Genomic DNA, 22,903 nt, shown 5'->3' with positions numbered 1-22,903 from the left:
TTTTATCATAAAGCAATGATGCCTTCAATTTAAGTGTTAAAATGTAATAAATAAGTATAATTTAAAGGCCTGGTTCATGCTGATATGATATATTTAATGGATCAGAGGTAAGTGCATCAAATAAAGATGAAACAGATTTATAACCAATACCTTCTCTAATCATATCTCTATTGTCAAGCTTATATTCAAAACAAGCCTTTAAAATCTTATTTTTTTCGGTTTCATTATCTGAAATACTTTCAATTAATAGTCTATTATTATTTGTAGGAATTAATTCCTTTCGACCAAAGAATTTACAATCTTTTATTTGACCTGATTTATATAAATCGTATATTATGTTACCTGTTTTTAAATGTTGTTCATGTAAATCGTATTTATAACTGTGGGTAACATGCGTAACATTACTAAATTTACTTTCAAAATCTAAAACGGTATTTTTAACTAGGTTTTCATCTAAATTTTTTTCAGATTGATTTAAGAATACTAAATTTTTTTCTAATATACCTAGTTGAGCTGTTGCAGCTCTAAATTCATTATTTCTTAAAGCTGTTTTTTTCTCCAGACTAAGATTACTGTATCTAGGATTATTAAATACTCCACTTTCATCACCATCACTTATAAGAACGACATACACATTTTCAGCTCCAACTGCTTGAATGGCATCTACTATGGCACTTCCTGCAAATATAGTTTCATCGTCTTGATGTTGAGAATAAAATACAACTTTATCAGAGTAAACATACCCTTTAGCTCTATTTATGGCTGTTTGATTAATATCTCCAAAAACAGTTAAGCTTTTAGTACCAGCTATAACTGTTTTATCTGAATTATTATCTATAAGAACTACGGGTTCTTTTAGTGCTGATGATGTTAAGGCATCTATAAGTTCATCTGCTTTGCTTAAATTTAGATGAGTTCTATTAGGAAAAAACTTTTCTATAACATTTTTATTAGTTTCAAACCTATTTTTTCCATTTAATCTTTCTGAGAATTTATCGAAGGATTCATTTAAAACACCAATTCCACCAATTGTATAAGATTTAATGTTTCTTTTATACTCAGTAGTTTTTCCATCAGTTAAAATTACTGGATTGCCTGTGTTTGCAGCTACAGGGGCAATGCTCATAGCATCAGCTTCTCCAATTAGTCCATTTACATAGTAAATTTCCTCTATAGGTTTAATTTTTTCAATTTCATTAGCAACAGAATAAGAAGTTAAAAATCTATCTTTGCCTCCTAGTCTAACAATTGTCTTTCCAAGTTTTTTTAACTTATCTTCTATATTTTTTGATATTACACCTTCGCCACCTACTAAGTATATAGTTTTTACTTTCTCAATTCTTTTTAAGGTAGAGTCTGGAATATTATTTGTTTCAGTAAGTAATATTGGTGCGTCTAAGGTTCCACTTAAGCCACTTGCTGATAAACCATCAACTAAAGATAGTCCATTAACTAATATAGCTGAAGAGTACTGTAATTTATCAGCAATTAATGCTGCTGTTTCGTATCTATTTTTTCCAGCTACATAATTTATGGGGAACGCTTGTACAGAAAAAGTTGAAATAGATATAAAAGATAGTGATAATATTAGCGTCTTTAAAAAATTTTTTTTCATTTTAAAACTCCAATCTAGTAAATAATATAAATTATAACATATTATAATCTAATATTATATAATTTACATAATTCGCATAGTATTTACTTCATTTTATCACCAGGATTTCTTGAAGTATTTATTTCGATAATATATAATTATACTATGTAAAGTTTAATATAAATAAAAAAATGAAGAGAAGAAAGGATGGGGATCTTGGGAAAGAATAAAACTTTAAAGATTATAGGATATATAGTAGTATTTGCACTAATTTTTAATCTTGTTTCACCTTTATTTGACACAAAAACACATGCTTATGAAAATAGTTCTAAAAGGATAGAACAAGAATTAAAGAAAATTGTCTCTAAATATGGAGAAGCAAATGTAGTATTTGATGATGGGATGTATATTTATATTGGTGAGGAAATTGACCTTGTTGATTCTGAGAAGTATCAAGGAGTAATATGGAACTCTGAAAATGAAGAGATTGTCAAAGTAGAAAATAATAAATTAACTGGAATAAAAGAAGGTACGACATTTATTGTTGGTAAAAAGGATGAAACATATTATATAAAAGAAGTATATTCTTCTATGAAAAGTGTAAATGTAAGATCTATAAACAATTTAGAATCAAGAGCAAATTCACAATATGTTGTTTATATTGATCCTGGTCATGGTGGATATGATCCTGGTACTCAAGGTAATGGAATAGTAGAAAAAGATATAGTTTTAAATTATGGTCTTAGACTTAAAGGTAAACTTGAGGCAAATGGAATAAAGGTAATAATGAGTAGAACTTCAGACGTATATGTGTCGCTAGAAGATAGAAGTAAGGGTGCTAATAATGTAAATCCAGATATTTTTATTTCAATACATATAAATTCTGCAGGAGCTACCAGTGCTTCAGGAATAGAAACTTTCTATAAGAAAGACATAGACAAGCCTTTAGCAGAAAGTATTCAAAACAAATTAATTAGTTACACTGGTGCAGTAGATAGAGGAGCTAAATGGGAGGATTTCCATGTAGTTAGAGAAACTAATATGCCAGCAAGCTTAGTTGAATGTGGTTTTTTAACAAATGTAAACGAGGCTAATAATTTAAAAAGTTGGAACTATCAAGAAAAGCTTATAAATGCCATGTTAGATGGAGCGTTAGATTACTTATATAATAGTAATCCATTAGTAGCTAATAGAATATATGGAAGTAATAGATATGAAACATCTTATGAACTGTTTAAAAATGGTTGGAGTAGTTCAGAATATGCTGTTATAGCTCCAGGTTTAGATTATCCAGATGCTTTATGTGCAACCCCCTTAGCTACTAAGTATAATGCACCTATAGTATTAGCTGAAAATACTTCCTTGAAGAATCAACAAACACTTTTAAATTTATTGAAATCTAAGGGTGTAAAGACTGTATTTTTAGTAGGTGGGACTGGAGTTATACCTTCATCATTTGAAAGTGAGCTTTCAGCGCAAGGTATAAGTAGCAAAAGACTTGGTGGGAAAAATAGATATGAAACTTCAGTTGAAATAGCAAAGCAAGTAGGAAATAGTTCTGGTGAGGTTTCAATAGTAAGTGGATTAGACTTTGCTGATGGTTTATCAATATCATCAGTTGCAGCAACAAGAAATATGCCTATATTACTAACAGAAAAAAATCAACTTCCTAGTGAAGTATTGAATTATTTAAATGGATTAAATACAAGTAAGACTTATATTATAGGTTCAAGTGGTGCTGTATCTGATAATGTTGCTAGTAAACTTTCAAAAGTGGAAAGACTTGGTGGGAAAAATAGATACGAAACAAATAAGAATATCTTTAATAAGTTTAAATCTAGCTTAAATCTTAGTAACTTATATATAGCATCCGGATTAGATTTCCCTGATGCGTTATCTGTATCTGCACTTGCAGGAAAGAACTCTGGATTTGTTGTATTATCAAATCTTAATTCTGCAGAGCCAGATGTGAAAGAGCTTATGAAATCAATAAGACCTAATTTAGATAAGGTATATGTTTTAGGAAGTAGAGCTATTATAAGTGATAGTGTATTATATAATTTAGGCATAAATATTATAAAATAGAGGATAATTCTCAAATTTTGAATTGGCTAATTATTTCTGAGGATTATAAAATAAATAACACCTAATAAGAGTATTTATTCTTATTAGGTGTTATTTACTTCATTATAGAACATATAATTTTTGAAATAACAAATTTGTATTTTTAAAATTAATCATTTTAGATAATTTATTTATTTTATATGATTTTTAATAGTAAGTAGTAAGCTGTTTAATGAGTAATAAGGAGTTAATTCTCCGCCAAATTTTCTAAAATATTTTTCAATTGATGGTATCATAGATCCCTCAAAATCAAATACAGGAAGCTGTAGTATATTTTTAGTATATAAAAGGGCTTGCCAAAGTAAATAAGACATTCCAAAGTTATTTTCTCTAGAGATTCCACCCATTATATAATAAGCTCTTTTATTATCATAAGCTAGAACGCATCCACCAATTGCTTTATTGTTTTCATCGAATATAATACCTATAATACAATTATTATTTTTATTTAATTCAGTTAACAATTTTTTAGTAAGCATATTATCAAAGTTATTTATATTTTGACTGCTAAAGCTCTTATCATTTAGTTCAAAATAAGTATCTAAATATTCGCTAAAGCCCCACTTAACTGTTACATTGCTTTTATTTCCTTTATTTATTTTTGTTTTTTCCTGTAAATTACTCCAAAGAATATTTTCATCTACTAAATTTACTCTATATGTGTATCTTACTGAAGTTATATATTTATTCCAGATAAATGGTTGTATGTCTGTATGTTCTGGCGAAAAACTATAGTAAAGTAAATTTTCCTTTTTTAATTCCTTTATAAATATTTCATTTATCTCTTTTATGTTTGAGATTTTTTTAGAAATAGTTAATTTATGAATAATTGGAGATATCATAACGCCTCCAAAAGGTGTCATATGAGGCATAACAATAAAGTTTATTCCAAATTTTTTAGATGTAGGAATATAAAATGCTGCAATCCAATTTTTATTTGTATCTGATAAATAAAAGAATTTATATTCCTGAGCACTTTTAAAGCTTGACCCTATATTATTAAGTAGCCAATAGCTTTTGTGATAAAATGTCCCTTCAGGTGATTCATCAACAAATTTGTTCCATTTATCTAGTAGTTCTAAGTTCTGTATATCTATTTGATTTATCTGTAAGTTCATTTACTACCTCCTGATAGCTAACAAATTCTATTTTTTTACTATTGCAATAAGTAACAAGCCATATATACCAATCTTTCCAATCCTTCCATCCATTTGAGAAGTATTCTTGGTGTAAATTTATGTTAAAAATAATATCTTTATCATAGTTTAAATCTATTATTTTTTTTGTAAAATCTATTGCATATTTTAAGTTATATTTTTGAAGACCATTTTCTTGAAATAAATAACTATCCATTATATGAAAAGGAATTTCAATTAACCCTTCTTCAGTTATGTAAGGTTGTTTTAACTCCTTAGAATATTCTGTTGTATCAAAGGTATATCCTATATCTTTCATATAAGAAAAAGTATTGTTGTCCCTTCTCAGATAATGCATTCTAATTCCAATATCCTTGGTATTATGAAGTAAATTAAAGGTATCATATTCCTTTTTCATTTCATTAAAATTATTATAGGCTATTCCATGTAATCCAACATTTAAATTGTTTTTTAATATATATTGTATAGGTTCTTTAGCTGCTTCTGCTTTATAGGCAAGTGTATTATCATTTGAAGTAGCAAAGAAGTAAGTAGCCTTTGTATTGTATGTTACATCAAATTCAACTAGATTGTCTATATTTGTGAAATTATTTTTAATTATGCAATTTAGTCTAGATAGAAATGTCGATATATTTATTCTAAAGAGAAATAATTCTAGAAATGCACGAATAATCATTTTAATGACTATTAAATCTTTCTTATGTTCCTTTCTAGTTAAATTATCAACATCGTGAGATACAATTACTTTCATATTAAATCCTCCTAAAAAATGGAATGTATATCATGATTAATTATATAGCAAATACATATATTAGTCGATATATGTGAAGAAATCTTAAGAAAAGTATAAGGTTTATTTATTGTTAATTAGACATTATATGCTATAATTATATAAAAATGAAAAAATATAAATTGATAGGTGAATGAATGAATGGATTATTTAAAAAATTTATAGAATTTGCAATAGGAAATGGCTTAGTTATGATTTTAGGACTTGTTTCAACTCCTATTGTTTCAAGAATGCTAGAACCCTATGAAAAGGGAAGAGCCGATATATTCATAACATATACTAGCTTGATGGTTCTTATTTTAACTATGGGTCTAGATCAAGCGTATGTAAGATATTTTAATGAAGAAAATGAAAGAGGAGCCTTATTAAGAAGGGCTATAAAAGTTCCAATATTATTAAACTTTTGTTTAGGAGTAATACTTTTAATATTCTACAAACAAGTTTCAAATTATATGGTTGAAGAAACTTCGTTTTTTTTAGTATTCTTATTTGCGTTTCATAGCTTTGTTAGTATAATAAGTAATTTTGCGATGATTAATGTCAGAATGAAGCAAAAGGCTAAGACATATTCAATGCTTGGTGTTATTAATAAGGTAGCGTTTGTTATTTTTGTTGTATTGCTATTTTATGTGTTTAGAAATAATTACATGACATTAGTTCTTGCAACTGTTTTAGGTAATTTAGTTATGGTAATAATGGCAGTCCTGATAGAAAGAAAAGATTGGTTTAGTTTTGGAAAAGGCGAGGAGTTAAAAACATCTTCTAAAGAGTTAATTAAATATGGTACGCCATTTATTTTTTCAATGGCTATAACTTGGGTGTTTCAATCAATAGATAGGATATCAATACAGCTTTTTAGTGATTATACTCAACTTGGATTATATGGTGGAGCAATGTACATAATTTCTATATTAAATACTGTACAAGGAGCTTTTACTACTTTTTGGGTACCAGTTGCTTATGATAAATATCATACCAATCCTGAAGATAGAAAGTTTTTTAGTAATATTAATGAAATTGTATCATTCTTTATGCTTATTATAGCAATAGGTTTAATAGCTACAAAGGATTTATTAATAATAATACTAGGTAAAAACTATGAAGGAGCTCAATTTATATTTCCTTTCTTAGTATTAATGCCAATTATGTACACTATATCTGAAACAACTGTTTTAGGAATTAATTTTAAAAAGAAAACTAAATATCATATTTACATAGCAGTATCATCTGCAGTTACAAATATAATAGGAAATTTAATTTTAGTTCCTTATTTGGGAGCAAAGGGTGCAGCTATTTCAACAGGATTAGCTTATGTTGTTTTCTTTGTAACTAGATCGTATTTTGGGAATAAGTTATACAAGGTGGAAGTTAAATATGCTAAGTTTTTTATAAGTGTTATTTCTGTTTATGTTTTAGCTACTATATCAAGTATTTATAAATTTAATACAATAATATTAGTAGTTACTATATTAAGTACATTTGTTGTATTGTTTATGTATAAAAATGTTATTAAAGATTTTTTTACTATAATAAAGTCAATGCTTAAAGGGAAAAATAAATAATAAGTTAACGCAATTCCGGTAATATGGACAATATATCTCCATTAGTAGTATAATTGTAGAAGTTAATAGAAGTTTGAAAATTAATTAAATAAATGTTGGGAGAAGAAGAATATGAATAAGCTAAGAACTTTTATATTAGTAATAATAGATATTTTTATGGTAAATATGGCATATTTATTATCAATAAATATTACTTTTTATGAAAGATTTACTGAAATATCTACTATATATCAAAAAGATGTGGTTATTGTTACAATAATATATTTAGTATGCTTTATCTTATTTCAAATGTACAGTTCTCTTTGGCACCTAACAGGAACTGATGAATTTTTATTGGGTGCTGGTGGAGGAATTTTAGCAGGAGCTTTAGTTATATTATATACTAGAAGTATAGGTGCTACTATACCATTAAATGTTTGTGTTATTGGCACTATGCTTACATGTATTTTTGTTCTTGGATATAGGGTATTATATAGAGTTTATAGAAGAACATTATTATATGTTCCGTATAAGTATTCAAAGGATCAACAAAGGGTAATGATTATTGGGGCTGGATCAGCTGGAACTATGATTATTAATGAAATGCTTGCAAGAAGAAATCTTAAACTAAATCCAATTCTTTTAATTGATGATGCAGACTTTAAGCAGGGTAAAAGAATAAGTGGTGTAAGGGTAGAAGGAAAAAGAAAAGATATAATAAGGTTAGCAGAAGAGAGAGAAATAGATACAATAATTATTGCTATCCCATCTATTGATAATGAAAATAAAAGAGAAATTTTAGATATTTGTAAAAAAGCTAATTGTAAAATAAAAATAATACCAGGTATTTATGAAATAATATCTGGAGAAGCCACAGTTAGTAAGATAAAAGATGTAGAACTTGAAGATTTACTTGGAAGAGAGCCTGTTGTTTTAGATAACAAGGGAATTTCTGATTATTTAAATAATAAGGTAGTCTTAGTTACTGGTGCAGGAGGGTCAATAGGATCTGAATTATGCAGACAAATAGCTCAGTTTGGACCAAAACTTTTAATTCTTTTTGATATATACGAAAATACTGTTTATGATATTCAAAATGAATTAAAACACGATTATTCTAATTTAAATATAAAAGTATTGATTGGATCTGTAAGAGATAAGGATAGATTAAGAGAAATATTTGATAGATATAATATAAATGTTGTATTCCATGCAGCAGCCCATAAACATGTTCCGCTAATGGAAGATAGTCCTAAAGAGGCAATTAAGAATAATGTTTTTGGGACATTAAATTTAGTTAATATATCTAATGAAAAGGAAATTGAAAAGTTTGTTCTTATTTCTACTGATAAAGCCGTAAATCCTACTAATATAATGGGAGCGACAAAAAGATTATGTGAGATGATAATACAATCATATAACACAATCAGCAATACTGAATTTGTTGCAGTTAGATTTGGTAATGTATTAGGTAGTAATGGATCTGTAATTCCTTTATTTAAAAATCAAATAAAAAATGGTGGACCAGTTACTGTAACTCATAAGAATATAACAAGATATTTCATGCTTATACCTGAAGCTGCACAACTTGTACTTCAAGCTGGTGGTTTTGCTAAAGGGGGAGAAATCTTTATTTTAGATATGGGAAAGCCTGTTAAGATTTATGATTTAGCAATTGATTTAATAAAGTTATCTGGATTAGAGCCACATAGAGATATAAAAATAAAGGTTACTGGATTAAGACCGGGAGAAAAGTTATATGAAGAATTATTAATGAGTGAAGAAGGACTTTTAAATACAAATCATAGAAAGATATATATAGGAAGACCAACCTTTGATAGCATTGATAATTTAAGAAAGAAGTTATTTGATTTAAAATATATATTAGAAGAAAACGATGAAGAAAAAGTAAAAGAAAAGTTAAAGCAAATAGTGCCAACTTATAAAGAACCCAGTGAAGTGAATGAAGTAGCAATAACTGATAATGAAATAGTTGATTAAAACGTAAAGGGAGAAGAAATGAAAAAGATTAATGAGATTATAAAAAGAATATTTGATTTTTTAGCTTCTTTGTTAGGTATAATAATCCTATCACCAATACTGTTAATAGTAGCAATAGCTATAAAAATAGATTCTAAGGGAGATATTCTTTTTCTACAAAAGAGAATAGGAAAAAATGGAATTCCATTTTATATTTATAAGTTTAGGACAATGGTAAGTGATGCAGAAAAACTTGGAAAGCAAATTACAGTAGGAAAAGATAATAGAATTACTAAAGTAGGAGCTTTTTTAAGAAAATATAAAATAGATGAACTTCCTCAATTATTTAATGTTTTAAAGGGTGATATGAGCTTAGTTGGACCAAGACCAGAGGTTCCTAAATATGTAGAGTTATATACAGAATTAGAAAGAAGAGTTTTGAAAGTTAGACCAGGTATAACGGATTTAGCATCTTTAAGATATAAAGATGAAAATGATATTTTGGGGAAGGTAGATAATCCAGAAGAATATTATATAAATGTAATCATGAAAGATAAGCTTAAGTTAAATTTAGAATATATTGAAAAAAGTAATTTGATTTTTGATATTTCTTTAATTTTTAAGACAATAATAAAATGTTTATAAAGGTGGTTAAATAAATGAAAAAGCTAAAATTTGCAATTATAGGTTGTGGAAGAATTTCATATAAGCATGTAGAAGGTCTAGTTGAAAATAAAGATGTAGCTGAGTTAGTAGCAACATGTGATGTACAGTTTAATCTTGCAGAAGCTAAAAAAGAAGAATACTTAGCTAAGATGAATGATTCAACTTTAAATATTGGAGTTTATGAAGATTATAAAGTAATGCTTGAAAATGAAGATATTGATGTTGTTACAATTGCAACAGAAAGTGGATATCATGCTGAAATTGCTATTTACTGCATGAATAAGGGAAAACATGTAATAGTTGAAAAACCAATGGCAATGTCAATAGATGATGCAAATGAAATGATTGAAGTTGCAAAGAAAAATAACGTTAAGCTTTCAGTAGCTCATCAAAATAGATTTAATAAGCCAATACAAAAGCTTAGAGAGGCTGTAGAAGGAGAAAAGTTAGGAAGAATAATGAATGGTACAGCTAGAATACTTTGGAGAAGAGATGAAAATTATTATAAGCAAGCTCCATGGAGAGGGACTTGGGATTTAGATGGCGGTACTTTAATGAATCAATGTATACATAATATAGATTTATTACAATGGATGATTGGATCAGAGGTTGAAAGAGTATATGCAGAATGCGATACTTTTAGAAATCCTATAGAAGGTGAAGACTTTGGTGCTATAGTTATTAGATTTAAGAATGGAGCTATTGGAATTGTAGAAGGTAGCGCAGTAGTTTATCCAAAGAATTTAGAAGAAACGTTAAGTATATTTGGTACAGAAGGAACAGTTGTAATAGGCGGACTTGCTGTTAATGAACTTAAGACTTGGAGATTTGATGGAGAAGACGAAGAAGCTGTTAAAAAAGATTTACAAGTTCAAATAGATAGCGTATATGGAAAAGGGCACACTCCATTATTTAGAGATGTTGTAGATTCTATAAATGAAGATAGAAAGCCATATATAAGTGGTGAAGATGCTATAGTACCTTTATCAATTATTTTAGCTGCGTATAAATCAAGAAAAACAGGAATGCCAGTAAATTTCCCGTTTAGCAATTTTTCAAGTTCAGATATGAAAATAAAAAAGAAAAAAAGCTTCATATTTTAAGATATGAAGTTTTTTATAGCATTAAACTTTTTTTAATATTTATACTAAAAGAGTAGTATGTTTTTAATACTACTCTTTTGTACTACACATTTATTTATTTTGCCTTATCTAATCTTCTAGAAAGATAGCTTAGATAAATCCATAAAACAGTTGTTATATAACTTTGAGTAAGTAAAATTACATTTTCAAATAATCCATTAACAGCAATTGAGAGTACTAATCCTGTTATAAAGAACAATGGAATATATGAACTTTTATCTGATATAATTTTAGTGCTAAATAGTGAAAATAGTGTATCTTTTACTATAAGAATAATGAATAAAGAAAAAGCTATGAATCCAAGTATTCCATTTGATAAAAGTATTTGCAAATATCCATTATGCATGTTGTTTGTTACCATATATCTGCTTTTATCATTAGGATATATTTTTTGCTTAGCTAATCCTATGTTATCTGGACCATGACCAAATAGAGGATTGAGTTTTAATGTATTTAATCCATAAGTCCATATTTCTACTCTTCCTGTTGAAACATGTCCACTTTCGATATTACGATCTAATTCTATAACCTCGTCATTACTTTCTGTTTCGATTACCCCTACATTACTTTTTTCTGAATTAATTAATTTATCTATTGTTTTAGGAATATGAGCTAATCCTTTTTTTAATGAAGGAATAGAAGTAGTATAAACAAAAGAAATAATACATGTTAATAATAAAGAAATTATTATTGATTTAATATTAGCCATTTTTTTATCTTCTTTAAAGAAAATAAATAATAAATAAAATGATGCGAAAATTATAAAGGCTAATAGTGAAATTACAGCACCTCTAGAGTTACATAATATCAGATATAAAAATTGAACTATTATATTTAAGTAATAATATATTTTTCTTGCTAAGCTAGAATTTTTATCTTTTAAGCTTTTATATAAATATATATTAAATGTTGTGGCTATAATTGAAATAACTGCAACCATACCTCCAGAGTTTGGATTTCCATAAAATCCCCATAAAGCAGGTGAGTTAGGATAAACAAACCCTTGAGGAACATTATTATATGTAAATTGAATAAAAAATATAAAAGTCAGTAATGATGCAAAAGATACAATGGAGCTAATAATTATTATTATGCTATTTATGTTATATAATTCTTTTTGAGTATATCTTTCTTCAAAATCATTTTTGTAAGAATATACAACAAATAGAAAGAATCCAGTGTAGGCAAATGTTTTTATATTGCCAATTAAATTATTTTTGTAATTAATTAATATACCTATAAAAAACATTATCATATAAACTATTAGTATTTTTGAATACCTAGATTTATAATAAGTTTTTTCCTTGAAAAAATCATATACAAAATATAATGCTCCCCATAATAAAATTAATACATTAAACTCAGTTGTAATTGGAGCGATTATAGATATTGTAGATAACATCATTAAGGTAATAAGTGAATAAATTATATTGTTTTTATTTAGTATTTGTCGTTTGATTGCATTCATATAGATTAATCTCCTTTTAAATGATATCTATTAATAGTTTTATTTTTATCTCTTTATTTAAATATATTCAATATTTTAATTATACGTATCAGATTTTCTTATGTCAATTAAGGAGAAGGTTCAAGAGCAATATAAGCGGCCGTATTTAAACATAAAAAAGTATTATTAAGAAAATTTTAAGATTAATCTTTACATATTAAGAAAATATTAATTGTTTAAATACATCATATTCCATATAATACTAAGTGTACTATGTAAAGTAATACACTCAGTATTTTTTATTTTAGTAAAATTAGTAGTTACTTCATATATAAATAAAGTAACTACATATATTATTTATTGATAAAAACAGGGGGATTTTATATGAAAAAATCTACGCTTTTAGCCTTTAGTGGGCTTATTATTATTTTTTTTATAGTTGTATCATTAGGTAATAGAACTAAGGTATATGAAAAGCAAGAAAGATATAATACTCCAGAGGAAGCAATAGTAAATTTTATTGGTTATATTAATAGTTATGAAGAAGTAAAATCAAAAAATACTTATTATCATGTAACTCCAAATGAATTTTTTGAAAGTATATCTAAGAGATATAGATTATATTTGGGAGAAGGTAATGGTAATAGGTATATAAATGATCAAGTACCTGTAGTTCATAGTTATGAGTTAGAAGAAGTAAGTTTAAATGATTTAATAAATTTAAAAGTAAATTATGAAGATTCTTTTAAAGGGATGACGAATTATAAAAATCATAGTGAAGTTAGAGTATATAAGTTAGATGTTTTAGCTTCATACAATCTTAGTGTTGATAAAAATTCTGTAAAAAAAGATGGAACTGTAGATAAAGTTAATGATACTGAAGAAACTCCAGTGGAAATATATTTAGTAGTAGTTGATGAAGGGGAAGGATATGTTGTTGATTATTACAATATAATATATAAATAATCTTTTAGAAGAGGTGAGCTTATGATAATAATTGATTCAAAAAGTAGTACACCTATTTATGAACAAATTACAATTGGAATTAAGGAACTTATATTGAAAAATGTAATAAAATCTGGTGATAAATTACCTTCTGTAAGGGAATTATCTACTATTTTAACTATAAATCCTAATACAGTAAGTAAGGCTTATATGGAACTTGAAAAACAAAATATTGTAGAAAGCATAAAGGGAAAGGGAACCTTTATAACTAGTGACTATAGAAAACCGGTGTCAGAAGAAAAGCTAAGTAAATTAATTTTAGATTTTAAAAGATTAATATTAGAAGCAAATTATTTAGGACTTGAGGAAAATGATTTAATTTTATTATTAGATGAAGGTTTTAAGGAAATAAGAGGAGGAATATGAAATGATAGAATTAAAGAACTATTCCTTAAATTATGGAGATAGTAAGATATTAGATAATATAAGTTTTTCCTTAGATAGGGGAAAGATATTAGGTATTGTTGGACCAAGTGGAGTAGGAAAAACTTCTCTAATTAGAGGAATAGTGGGTATTTATAAAGGTACATCTGGGAGGTTAATTTTCGATGGAGAAGATGTCTATGACAATCCAGAAGTAAAGAGAAAAATAGCATTTGTTCCAGACGAGCATAGTAGCTTTTATTTAATAACATTAAAAGAAATATTAAATTACTATAAAAGTATATATTCAAATTTTGATGAAGATAAGTTTTATAAGATTAATAAAATTTTTAAGATTCCTCTAAATAAAAGATTTTTACAATTATCTAAAGGAATGAAAATGAGAGTAAATTTAATGATTGCTTTTTCATTAAATTGTGATCTATTAGTATTAGATGAACCCACATCAGGATTAGATCCAATACTAAAAGAAAAAGTTCTAAAGATAATAATGAATGAAGTATACAGTAAAGAAAAGTCAGTTATAATAAGTTCACATAATTTAGGAGAACTTGAAAGAATATGTGATGAAATACTTATACTTAATGATGGGAAAATAGAATATCATAATTCTTTAGAAAATATAAAACGCAATATAAGAAAGATACAAGTTGCATTTGATATGCCAGTATATGAAGAGGATTTAAATATAGACGGTATATTTAGTATTTCTCAAGTTGGAAGAGTATTTACTATTATAACAGAAAGCTATGATGATGCTTTAAAAGAAAAGTTGAATAAGTTTAACCCCTTGTTTATAGAGGAAATAGATTTAAGTCTTGAAGAGGTATTTATACATAGGCTAGAAGGGGAGTGTGATTATGAAGAAATATTTGAATAAAAGTTTGTTTTATCAAGGAGATGCAAAAATAATACTTCCGTTGTCTATAGCTTATATAGGAGTAATTTTATTTAGTAAGATTAGTTTAAGTAATTATTTTGATTGGCAAATAAAGCAAAGATTATATGGTTATTATCAGGATTCATTTGTTCTTTCTTTTGATAGTATTGTAATATTACTATTATATTTAATAATAGTATATATAATATCAGTAGGTATTTTTAAAAGAAAAAAGTGGTCTACCCTATTAGCTGGTCCTTTTTCAAGAATGGATATAAGAACTAGAGAATTTATAATAGTAGTCATGTCTGCTATTTTTTATCTATTGTGTTATTTAGTTATAGTTGGACAAGAAACTGTTCAAAATATTGAAATAATAAGTTATATAGGGAATTTTAAGGAAATTGTAATTATTGATGTAATTAGAATAATTAGTATATCTACAATTACTATAGGTGGATTAGCTTTGCTAGATTCTATTTTTTCTAATATGTATTATTTATTTGGATCATTAATATTTATTATAATATATATGATTTCTTTATTAATAAACTTCGAAGTAAGTCGTTATATTTATTTATACAATGGTGATAGAGGGCTTAGATATTTATATAATGGAATAATGGAATATTTAGGGGGATATTCTATTGGAAACGAAATAAGTAATTTACAAATTGCATGTATATCGGTGTTTTTTATAATAACAGGAATAGTATTAATCGTTATAGCTAAAAAGCTAACTAATAAAATGTTAGTAGAATATATGAATGAAGGCATAATTTTTGAGTTTCCTAGAAGAATTGCTAAGTTTATGTTAATAACTTTCCCTGGAATTATATTAGCACCTATATTAAGTAGTTTAATTGATGAATTTTATTTCAATTATACACTGAGTGATTCATATTTGATTTTTATAAGATTGGTAATTGTGATTATAATTACGTTCTTTAGTAATTTAGCATTAAAGAAATTTCAAAATTTAAAAAAAGATAAGTATTATTTTTAAATTAAATATAGAAATAGCTGTATTATTATTAAAAATACAGCTATTTTTTATAATTAAATTACTATTATTAAATATCTTAAAGAATATTATATGTTCTAAAATTATAAGTTTTTCCATTTATTCATTAATCTACTTGAGGAACTTTACTATCTTTAGTAGTAAAGATAGTATAACCTATTGCAATTGAAATTATTGTTGGAATAACCCAACCAAACCCAATACTTGCTAGAGGAATAAAACTTAAATTTATTCCTGGTATTGCAAATAAAATTCCAAAAACTAATGAAGTATAAACGCCAAGTCTTATAGCATTTAAATTTTTTAATACTTTAGATAAAAGAGTAGTTGCAATTAATGTAATTGAAACTGGATACAAAACATTAAGAATTGGTACAGATAAAACTACTATATTATCAACACCTAAAGTAGCAAGTCCTAAACTAACAATAGATAAAACTATTGCATTAACTTTAAATGGTAATTTTCCATTTGATATTTTTTCAAAGAAATTAGCTCCTGCAGTTAATAAACCAATAGAAGTTGTTAAGCAAGCAAGCCCCATAGCAAGTCCAATTATTACAGGTCCAATATTACCTAAAATGCTTTTTGATATTAATATTAAAAGTCCTGTTTTTCCAATATCAGTTGGTGCTAAGTTAACTGTTTGGGCACCTATGTATGTTAAACCACCATAAATAAAAGCAAGGCCTATTACAGCAACAGTACTCGATTTTAAAATCATACTTGGCATTTCTTTTGAGTTATATCCTTTATCTCTTAAAGAAGTAGTTATAATCCCAGCAAATAAAAGTGCAGCTATAGCATCCATAGTTTGATATCCTTCTAATAATGAGGATGAAAATACATTTATTGAATTAGTTTCTACTATAGAGCCTATAGGACTTATAAATCCTTTTACAATAAGGAATACAAGAAGTATCATTAATGCTGGAGTTAAATATTTACCAATTGCATCTATTATTGAGGTACTGCTTAAAACAAAAAATAAATTAATAATAAAGTATACTGCCATAGCTATGAATGGAGATATACTAGGAAAAAATGGGTTTATTGTAAGTTCAAATGTTGTAGCTGCTGTTCTAGGAATAGCAAGCATAGGACCGATTGCTATAAAAAGTATAGCTGTAAAAATTACTGAAAATTTAACTCCTATTTTGCTTGAAAGAGTTTTAAAAGTTCCATCTCCTTTAGAACATGCTAATATTGCTAAAAGTGGTAGACCTACTCCTGTGCATATAAAGCCGATGATTCCAAGAATAAACTCACTTCCTATTTTATTTCCCAGGAAAGCTGGAAATATTAAGTTACCTGCTCCAAAAAACATCGAAAATAGAGCAAAACCAACAACAATCGAATCTTTTGTACTTTTTTTCATTATTTAACTTCCTCCATTTAATTTCAATAGATATGTTTTAATTAATAATTTTAATTAAAGTTATCATGTTATAAATTATAAATAAATTTATTTAATGCTAATATCAAATTTAAAGAATATTACTTAATTGTTAAACAAATTCTTATAAATATTAAAACATTAATTCCTTATTTAATTAATAATTCCATAAAATATAACAAAAGTTAATAAATTAATAAGGAAATAACTATTTTTTTGAATAAACGTTAAATAGTTATGTTTTATATTAACATAATACGACAAAATATTCAATTAAAAGTACATGGTATTTTATAGTTATCTATTTATTAAGAAAATTGTAGCTTTCCTTTATTGTTTTAGCTTATCTATATGTTATAATTATTAATAAATTATATTTATTAATTTTAAGGAGAATTTTATGCATATTTTAATATTACCTTCTGGATATCCTACTAAAGAAGAGCCTTTAAGAAGTATATTTTTTAAAGAACAAGCTCTTGCCTTAAAAGATGGAGGACACAAAGTAGGAGTAATTTATAGTGAAACTAGAAGAATTACTAATATTAATTATAAAAATTTGAAAAGAAATCATTTTCAAATTACATTTAATGATGAAGAGGGTGTAAATACAGTAAGATTACATGGATGGAATATATTAATGATGAGAAATTTCCTTGGTGTAAACTTATGGGTAAAGCAAACACTAAGTTTATATGAAAAGTATGTGAAAATATATGGTAAACCAGATATAATACATGTTCATTGTGGTTTATATGGAGGTTTAGCAGCAAAAGTTATAAAAGATAAATATTCTATTCCATATGTTATAACAGAACATTCATCTACAATATTAAATAATTCTTTAAATGATTATAATAAACAAGTTTTAACTGTAGCTTATAATAGTGCAAATAAATTAATAAGCGTAGGTGAAAAGCTTAAATCCTCAATGAAAAATTATACAAATAATGATATAGTAGTTATACCGAATATTGTTAATACAGATGGATTTAAAGTTGATAAAGAGCATAAAAGAGAAAAGTTTAGATTTGTAACAGTAGCATATTTAAAGAAAAATAAAAGAATAGATCTTGTTATTGAAGCTTTTAATAAGATTAAAGAGAAGTATAAGAATATAGAATTATATATAGGTGGAGATGGTCCGGAAAAAATAAATATACAACAAATGATTGATAAATACAATTTAAAGGATGATGTTCATTTATTGGGAGAAGTTTTAAGAGAAGATTTGCCAGCTGTTATGGGGAATTCTGATTGTTTCGTATTGCCAAGCATGTATGAAACTTTTGGAGTTGTATATATAGAAGCATTAGCATGCGGGGTACCTATTATAGCAACAAAGTGTGGAGGTCCAGAGGATTTCTTTAATGAGAATCTTGGATATATGATTAATGTAGAGAAATTAAATGAACTTTATGATGCTATGGAAAAGATTATAAATAATAATTCGAAATTTAATAGCAATGAAATTTCAGAGTATATTAAAAATAGATTTAGTAGAAAAGTAATAGTTAAAGAGTTAGAAGAGGTTTATAATTTAATTTATAAATAATCTTAGAGATGAAATATTAATATAGTTTATAGAGCTAATAAGTTTGATAGGAGTTGTAATTGTGAAAAAGACGGTATCAATTGTTATCCCATGTAGAAATGAGGAAAATTATATAAAGAAATGTGTAGATTCTTTATTAAATCAAAGTTATCCTAAGGAATTAATTGAAATACTAATAGCTGATGGAATGTCAACAGATAATACAAGAGCTATAATTAGTGAAATAATAAAAGAAAATCCTTCTGTTAGGATTTTAGATAATAAAAAGCTTTCAGCTCCTTCAGGTATGAATCTTGGAATAAAGCAAAGTAAATCTGATATTGTAATAATATTTGGAGCACATGCATATGCAGATAAAGATTTTGTTAAAGAAAATGTTTTGGCACTAGAAAATAAAGAGGTTGGTTGTGCTGGAGGAGTTATAAGCACTATTAATGATAGCATAAAAGGTGAAGCTATTGCAGAAGCAATGAGTTGTCCTTTTGGAGTAGGAAATGCATTGTTTAGATATGCAGATAAGGAAAGTTATGTTGATACTGTAGGATTTGGAGCTTACGATAGAGAGTTTGTCCTTGGTATTGGAGCTTTTGATGAAGAATTAGTAAGAAATCAAGATGATGAATTAAACTTTAGAGTTCAAAAGACTGGTAAAAAGATTTTATTGACTCCAAAGATAAAATCAACTTATTATAGTAGAGGTGATTTTAAAAAGTTATGGAGACAATATTATCAATATGGATTTTGGAAGGTTAGAGTAATACAAAAGCATAAAAAGCCAGCTTCAATTAGACATTTAATACCACTTATGTTCGTGTTATTTTTACTGTTTGGTGGAATTGCTAGTATTTTTTCTAAGTTAATTAGAATAGGTTATTTTGCTACTATTCTTTTATATTTAATTTTAGACTGTTTATTTAGTTTTAAAATGTCCAAGAAGAAAGGCTTTAAGCACTTCCCATATTTACTTGTTACTTTTCCAATATTACATTTATCTTATGGGATTGGATTTATACTAGGTGTATTTAATTTTTATATTTTTAAAAGCAAAACAATAGAGGAAAAAAATAAAAAGATTTCAAGATAAACATTAAATTTATTTTTGAGGAGATAAGTAATGAAAAATAAAATTTGTCATATTTCTACTGCACATAAAGAAAATGATAGTAGAATACTTTTAAAGGAGTGTCAGAGTTTAAGTAAAGCAGGTTATGATGTTTCTTTAATAATAAATTCAGATCATGATAAAACGTTATATGGTACTAAGATAAAAGCTTTAGATCATAGTAATAATGGTAGATTACATAGATTTTTCAAAAAGAGTAAAGTAGCATTAGATAAAGCTATGGAATTAGATGCAGATTTATATCATTTTCATGATCCAGAACTAATAAAATTAGGGATGGCATTAAAGAAAAAAGGAAAGAAAGTAATTTATGATGTTCATGAAGATGTTCCAAAGCAAATTTTAGCTAAAAGCTATTTAGGACCTATGTGGGTAAGAAAAACAATTTCTAGAGCATATAATTTTTATGAAAAAAGTAGAAGTGAAAATTTTGATGCAGTTATAGCAGCGAGTGATGAATTAGCAGCTAAGTTTAATAATACAAATAGCATTTCAGTAAAGAATTTTGCTATTAGAGATGTAATAGAAAATGCGAAACCAATAAAAAGAGAAGATAATGATAAATTTGTTATAATTTATGTAGGGTCTATTACAAAAATTAGAGGAATTAAAGAACTTATACAGGTAACAGAACTTTTCTTAGGAAAGGTTGAACTTTGGATATTAGGAACTTTTGAAAGTGAAGAGTTAAAAGAAGAATGTATGAGTTTGGAAGGATATAAATATTGTAAGTATTTTGGAGCATTGCCTGTAAAAGACGTGTATTCATATATAAAAGCATCTGACTTAGGAATGTGCACATTATATCCTACTGAAAATTATAAAGAAAGTATTCCAATAAAGGTGCTTGAATATATGGCCTGTGAAAAACCATTAGTGTTATCTGACTTTGAATTTTGGAAGAAGTTCTTTGGAAATGTAGGAAAGTATGTAGATCCTTTAGATATCAATAGTATTAAAGAAGGAATTGAGTATTTTTTAACAGATAGAAGTAGGATAGAAAGTATTGGTAAAGATAATAAAGAGAGTTTTATTAACAATTTTTCATGGGATAGAGAAGAAAAGAAGCTGTTGGAATTATATGAAAAATTATTAAAATAAAGGATTGACCAAATAAAGAGTTATGGGAGGATATTATATGTTATTAAGTGAAATTTTAGCTTTAAATAATAATTTTGAACTTTTTAGAGAGGGAGATTTTTCATCTTTAGGCTTAAATATTTCTGAAGCAGATGAAAAATTACTATCATTTATTGAAAGCGAAAAATTTTTAAGTCAATTAAGCAAAAGTATTTCATGTGTTATTACTACAAAGGAAATGGCAAGTAAAATTCCAGAAAATATTGGAGTTATAATTTCAGAAGTTCCAAGAATAGATTTTTTTAATCTACATAATAAGTTGATTAGAAATAAATGTTATAAAAGAGAAGACTTTGAAACTGAAATAGGTGAAAACTGTAGTATTTCTCCGACTGCAATTATTAGTAATAAAAATGTTAAAATTGGTAATAATGTAGTGATTGAAGAGTACGTAATTATTCGTGAACACACTACAATTAAGGATAACTGCATAATTAGAGCTAATACTGTAATTGGTGGAGAGGGTTATGAATTCAAGAGATATGATAATAAAACTATTGGAGTTGATCATATTGGTGGAGTAATAATTGAAGAAAATGCTGAAATTCAATATTCTGCTTGCATAGATAAAGCGATCTATCCTTGGGATAATACTATAATAGGAGAGTATAGTAGAATAGACAATCTTGTTCATATAGCTCATGCTGTAAAAGTCGGTAAGAGATGTTTTATTACATCTAAGACAACAATAGGAGGAAGAACTATAATAGGAGATGATTGTTGGTTTGGTATAGGTGCAACTGTTTCTAATGGACTTATAATTGGAAATAATTCAAGTATTAGTTTAGGAGCTGTTGTTACAAGAAGTTTAAAAGAAAACAGTAAGGTTTCTGGAAACTTTGCAATTGATCATAATAAATATATAGATTTCATAAAAAGTATTAGATAGGATATTATATAATATAGTTAAAAGTTAAATTATAAATAAATTTCTAATATTAATAGCAATATAAGTTAAAATTGTGAAATAGTTCAATTTATATAAGCCATAAATTGAACTGTTTTTATTAATATGCTAAAATTAATATGATTATATTGTGTAAAGATATGTGAATGAGAGGGATAAATATGAAAGTAAGAAAAGCCATTATACCAGCAGCTGGTCTAGGAACTAGATTTTTGCCAGCTACTAAGGCACAACCTAAGGAAATGCTTCCAATAGTTGACAAACCAACTATACAATACATTATTGAAGAAGCTGTAGCTTCAGGAATTGAAGAAATTTTAATTATAACTGGAAGAAATAAAAAATGTATTGAAGACCACTTTGATAAATCAATAGAACTAGAAATGGAACTAGAGAAAAGTCATAAGGAAGAACTTTTAGAACTTGTTAGAGGAATATCAGATATAGCAGATATTCATTATATAAGACAAAAGGAACCTAAGGGATTAGGTCATGCAATATTATGTGCAAGAGCGTTTGTGGGTAATGAACCTTTTGCAGTATTATTAGGTGACGATGTAGTTGATTCAGAAGTTCCATGTTTAAAGCAATTAATGGATTGTTATAAGGAATATAAAACATCTATTTTAGGTGTTCAAACTGTAGCACATGAAGATGTAAATAAATATGGTATAGTAGATGGAATTCATATTGAAGATAGAGTTTATAAAGTTAAAAAATTAGTTGAAAAACCAGCTATAGATGAAGCACCAAGTAATGTTGCTATTTTAGGAAGATATATAATAACTCCTCAAATATTTGAAATATTACAAAGTACAGAGCCTGGTAAGGGGGGAGAAATTCAACTTACAGATGCTCTGCAAACTTTAATTCAAAATGAAGCTATGTATGCATATAATTTTGAAGGAAGAAGATATGATGTAGGAGATAAGCTTGGTTTCTTACAGGCTACTGTTGAGTATGCATTAAAAAGAGAAGAGCTTAGAGAGCCATTTATACAATACTTAACAAATAGAGATTGGAAAAACTAATCAAGATTTTAAGTCAA

At 26.5% G+C, this 22,903-nt stretch carries 19 protein-coding genes; 14 read left to right on the top strand and 5 right to left on the bottom strand.

Annotation, left to right across the window (positions count from 1 at the left end):
- Positions 1-61: 61 nt before the first annotated feature.
- Positions 62-1,615: a cell wall-binding repeat-containing protein gene (locus tag CSBG_RS13840; RefSeq protein WP_008680504.1), complete on the bottom strand. Its 1,554-nt coding sequence runs from the start codon at positions 1,613-1,615 to the stop codon at positions 62-64.
- Between the two features lie 195 nt (positions 1,616-1,810).
- Between CSBG_RS13840 and CSBG_RS13835 the strand changes: the two genes are divergently transcribed.
- A complete protein-coding gene (locus tag CSBG_RS13835) occupies positions 1,811-3,679 on the top strand; it encodes a cell wall-binding repeat-containing protein (RefSeq protein ID WP_242825280.1) in 1,869 nt (622 codons plus the stop codon).
- Positions 3,680-3,849: 170 nt separating this feature from the next.
- On the opposite strand, the gene CSBG_RS13830 is transcribed toward CSBG_RS13835, so the two are convergent.
- Positions 3,850-4,836: a hypothetical protein gene (locus CSBG_RS13830; protein WP_008680499.1), complete on the bottom strand. Its 987-nt coding sequence runs from the start codon at positions 4,834-4,836 to the stop codon at positions 3,850-3,852.
- Positions 4,784-5,626, bottom strand: a complete 843-nt coding sequence (locus CSBG_RS13825; protein WP_008680496.1) for a hypothetical protein — start codon at positions 5,624-5,626, stop codon at positions 4,784-4,786. Before CSBG_RS13825 ends, CSBG_RS13830 begins: the two co-directional genes overlap by 53 nt.
- A 176-nt stretch (positions 5,627-5,802) precedes the next feature.
- Between CSBG_RS13825 and CSBG_RS13820 the strand changes: the two genes are divergently transcribed.
- The 4 genes from CSBG_RS13820 (at position 5,803) to CSBG_RS13805 (ending at position 10,955) form a co-directional block, all read left to right on the top strand.
- Positions 5,803-7,227 carry an oligosaccharide flippase family protein gene (locus CSBG_RS13820; RefSeq protein ID WP_008680495.1) on the top strand — a complete coding sequence of 475 codons (1,425 nt, stop codon included), beginning with the start codon at positions 5,803-5,805 and terminating at the stop codon, positions 7,225-7,227.
- A gap of 111 nt (positions 7,228-7,338) precedes the next feature.
- Positions 7,339-9,207 carry a nucleoside-diphosphate sugar epimerase/dehydratase gene (locus CSBG_RS13815; protein WP_008680494.1) on the top strand — a complete coding sequence of 623 codons (1,869 nt, stop codon included), beginning with the start codon at positions 7,339-7,341 and terminating at the stop codon, positions 9,205-9,207.
- 18 nt (positions 9,208-9,225) lie between these two features.
- Positions 9,226-9,831 (top strand): sugar transferase, encoded by a 606-nt coding sequence (locus CSBG_RS13810; RefSeq protein ID WP_008680493.1) that lies wholly within the window; start codon positions 9,226-9,228, stop codon positions 9,829-9,831.
- A 14-nt stretch (positions 9,832-9,845) separates the two neighbouring features.
- On the top strand, positions 9,846-10,955 hold the full coding sequence (locus CSBG_RS13805) for a Gfo/Idh/MocA family oxidoreductase (RefSeq protein ID WP_008680492.1): 1,110 nt from the start codon (positions 9,846-9,848) through the stop codon (positions 10,953-10,955).
- A 94-nt stretch (positions 10,956-11,049) separates the two neighbouring features.
- On the opposite strand, the gene CSBG_RS13800 is transcribed toward CSBG_RS13805, so the two are convergent.
- Positions 11,050-12,462 carry an O-antigen ligase family protein gene (locus CSBG_RS13800; protein WP_008680491.1) on the bottom strand — a complete coding sequence of 471 codons (1,413 nt, stop codon included), beginning with the start codon at positions 12,460-12,462 and terminating at the stop codon, positions 11,050-11,052.
- 363 nt (positions 12,463-12,825) lie between these two features.
- On the opposite strand from CSBG_RS13800, the gene CSBG_RS13795 reads away from it, so the two are divergent.
- From CSBG_RS13795 to CSBG_RS13780, 4 genes are read left to right on the top strand one after another with little or no spacing between them, the layout of a single operon-like run.
- Positions 12,826-13,407, top strand: a complete 582-nt coding sequence (locus CSBG_RS13795) for a hypothetical protein (protein WP_008680490.1) — start codon at positions 12,826-12,828, stop codon at positions 13,405-13,407.
- Positions 13,408-13,428: 21 nt separating this feature from the next.
- Positions 13,429-13,812 carry a GntR family transcriptional regulator gene (locus tag CSBG_RS13790; RefSeq protein WP_008680489.1) on the top strand — a complete coding sequence of 128 codons (384 nt, stop codon included), beginning with the start codon at positions 13,429-13,431 and terminating at the stop codon, positions 13,810-13,812.
- Position 13,813: 1 nt separating this feature from the next.
- Positions 13,814-14,710, top strand: coding sequence for an ABC transporter ATP-binding protein (locus tag CSBG_RS13785; RefSeq protein ID WP_008680488.1), 897 nt, complete (start codon positions 13,814-13,816; stop codon positions 14,708-14,710).
- Complete coding sequence (locus CSBG_RS13780; protein WP_008680487.1) at positions 14,691-15,716, top strand: hypothetical protein; 1,026 nt, start codon at positions 14,691-14,693, stop codon at positions 15,714-15,716. Before CSBG_RS13785 ends, CSBG_RS13780 begins: the two co-directional genes overlap by 20 nt.
- Before the next feature lie 124 nt (positions 15,717-15,840).
- Here the strand turns inward: CSBG_RS13780 and brnQ are convergent, their stop codons facing one another.
- Complete coding sequence (brnQ, locus tag CSBG_RS13775; RefSeq protein WP_008680485.1) at positions 15,841-17,112, bottom strand: branched-chain amino acid transport system II carrier protein; 1,272 nt, start codon at positions 17,110-17,112, stop codon at positions 15,841-15,843.
- A gap of 418 nt (positions 17,113-17,530) precedes the next feature.
- Between brnQ and CSBG_RS13770 the strand changes: the two genes are divergently transcribed.
- From CSBG_RS13770 to galU, 5 genes are all read left to right on the top strand, one after another.
- Positions 17,531-18,685: a glycosyltransferase gene (locus CSBG_RS13770; RefSeq protein WP_008680484.1), complete on the top strand. Its 1,155-nt coding sequence runs from the start codon at positions 17,531-17,533 to the stop codon at positions 18,683-18,685.
- A gap of 61 nt (positions 18,686-18,746) precedes the next feature.
- Positions 18,747-19,769 carry a glycosyltransferase family 2 protein gene (locus CSBG_RS13765; protein WP_008680482.1) on the top strand — a complete coding sequence of 341 codons (1,023 nt, stop codon included), beginning with the start codon at positions 18,747-18,749 and terminating at the stop codon, positions 19,767-19,769.
- A 30-nt stretch (positions 19,770-19,799) separates the two neighbouring features.
- Positions 19,800-20,909 carry a glycosyltransferase gene (locus CSBG_RS13760; RefSeq protein WP_008680480.1) on the top strand — a complete coding sequence of 370 codons (1,110 nt, stop codon included), beginning with the start codon at positions 19,800-19,802 and terminating at the stop codon, positions 20,907-20,909.
- 37 nt (positions 20,910-20,946) lie between these two features.
- Positions 20,947-21,837, top strand: a complete 891-nt coding sequence (locus CSBG_RS13755; protein ID WP_008680479.1) for a UDP-3-O-(3-hydroxymyristoyl)glucosamine N-acyltransferase — start codon at positions 20,947-20,949, stop codon at positions 21,835-21,837.
- A 179-nt stretch (positions 21,838-22,016) separates the two neighbouring features.
- Complete coding sequence (galU, locus tag CSBG_RS13750) at positions 22,017-22,886, top strand: UTP--glucose-1-phosphate uridylyltransferase GalU (RefSeq protein ID WP_008680476.1); 870 nt, start codon at positions 22,017-22,019, stop codon at positions 22,884-22,886.
- Positions 22,887-22,903: the final 17 nt, after the last annotated feature.

The sequence above is a fragment of the Clostridium sp. 7_2_43FAA genome (assembly GCF_000158375.2).
Taxonomy (GTDB): Bacteria; Bacillota; Clostridia; order Clostridiales; family Clostridiaceae; genus Clostridium; species Clostridium tertium.
Note: the sequence above shows the minus strand (reverse complement) of the source record. Positions and strands in the feature narration are given on the sequence as shown.

What these genes read in the sequence shown, in the direction of transcription:
- CSBG_RS13840 (WP_008680504.1), bottom strand. Translation starts at nt 1,615, where the DNA reads ATGAAAAAAAATTTTTTAAAGACGCTAATATTATCACTATCTTTTATA.
- CSBG_RS13830 (WP_008680499.1), bottom strand. Translation starts at nt 4,836, where the DNA reads ATGAACTTACAGATAAATCAAATAGATATACAGAACTTAGAACTACTA.
- CSBG_RS13825 (WP_008680496.1), bottom strand. Translation starts at nt 5,626, where the DNA reads ATGAAAGTAATTGTATCTCACGATGTTGATAATTTAACTAGAAAGGAA.
- CSBG_RS13820 (WP_008680495.1), top strand. Translation starts at nt 5,803, where the DNA reads ATGAATGGATTATTTAAAAAATTTATAGAATTTGCAATAGGAAATGGC.
- CSBG_RS13815 (WP_008680494.1), top strand. Translation starts at nt 7,339, where the DNA reads ATGAATAAGCTAAGAACTTTTATATTAGTAATAATAGATATTTTTATG.
- CSBG_RS13810 (WP_008680493.1), top strand. Translation starts at nt 9,226, where the DNA reads ATGAAAAAGATTAATGAGATTATAAAAAGAATATTTGATTTTTTAGCT.
- CSBG_RS13805 (WP_008680492.1), top strand. Translation starts at nt 9,846, where the DNA reads ATGAAAAAGCTAAAATTTGCAATTATAGGTTGTGGAAGAATTTCATAT.
- CSBG_RS13800 (WP_008680491.1), bottom strand. Translation starts at nt 12,462, where the DNA reads ATGAATGCAATCAAACGACAAATACTAAATAAAAACAATATAATTTAT.
- CSBG_RS13795 (WP_008680490.1), top strand. Translation starts at nt 12,826, where the DNA reads ATGAAAAAATCTACGCTTTTAGCCTTTAGTGGGCTTATTATTATTTTT.
- CSBG_RS13790 (WP_008680489.1), top strand. Translation starts at nt 13,429, where the DNA reads ATGATAATAATTGATTCAAAAAGTAGTACACCTATTTATGAACAAATT.
- CSBG_RS13785 (WP_008680488.1), top strand. Translation starts at nt 13,814, where the DNA reads ATGATAGAATTAAAGAACTATTCCTTAAATTATGGAGATAGTAAGATA.
- CSBG_RS13780 (WP_008680487.1), top strand. Translation starts at nt 14,691, where the DNA reads ATGAAGAAATATTTGAATAAAAGTTTGTTTTATCAAGGAGATGCAAAA.
- brnQ (WP_008680485.1), bottom strand. Translation starts at nt 17,112, where the DNA reads ATGAAAAAAAGTACAAAAGATTCGATTGTTGTTGGTTTTGCTCTATTT.
- CSBG_RS13770 (WP_008680484.1), top strand. Translation starts at nt 17,531, where the DNA reads ATGCATATTTTAATATTACCTTCTGGATATCCTACTAAAGAAGAGCCT.
- CSBG_RS13760 (WP_008680480.1), top strand. Translation starts at nt 19,800, where the DNA reads ATGAAAAATAAAATTTGTCATATTTCTACTGCACATAAAGAAAATGAT.
- CSBG_RS13755 (WP_008680479.1), top strand. Translation starts at nt 20,947, where the DNA reads ATGTTATTAAGTGAAATTTTAGCTTTAAATAATAATTTTGAACTTTTT.
- galU (WP_008680476.1), top strand. Translation starts at nt 22,017, where the DNA reads ATGAAAGTAAGAAAAGCCATTATACCAGCAGCTGGTCTAGGAACTAGA.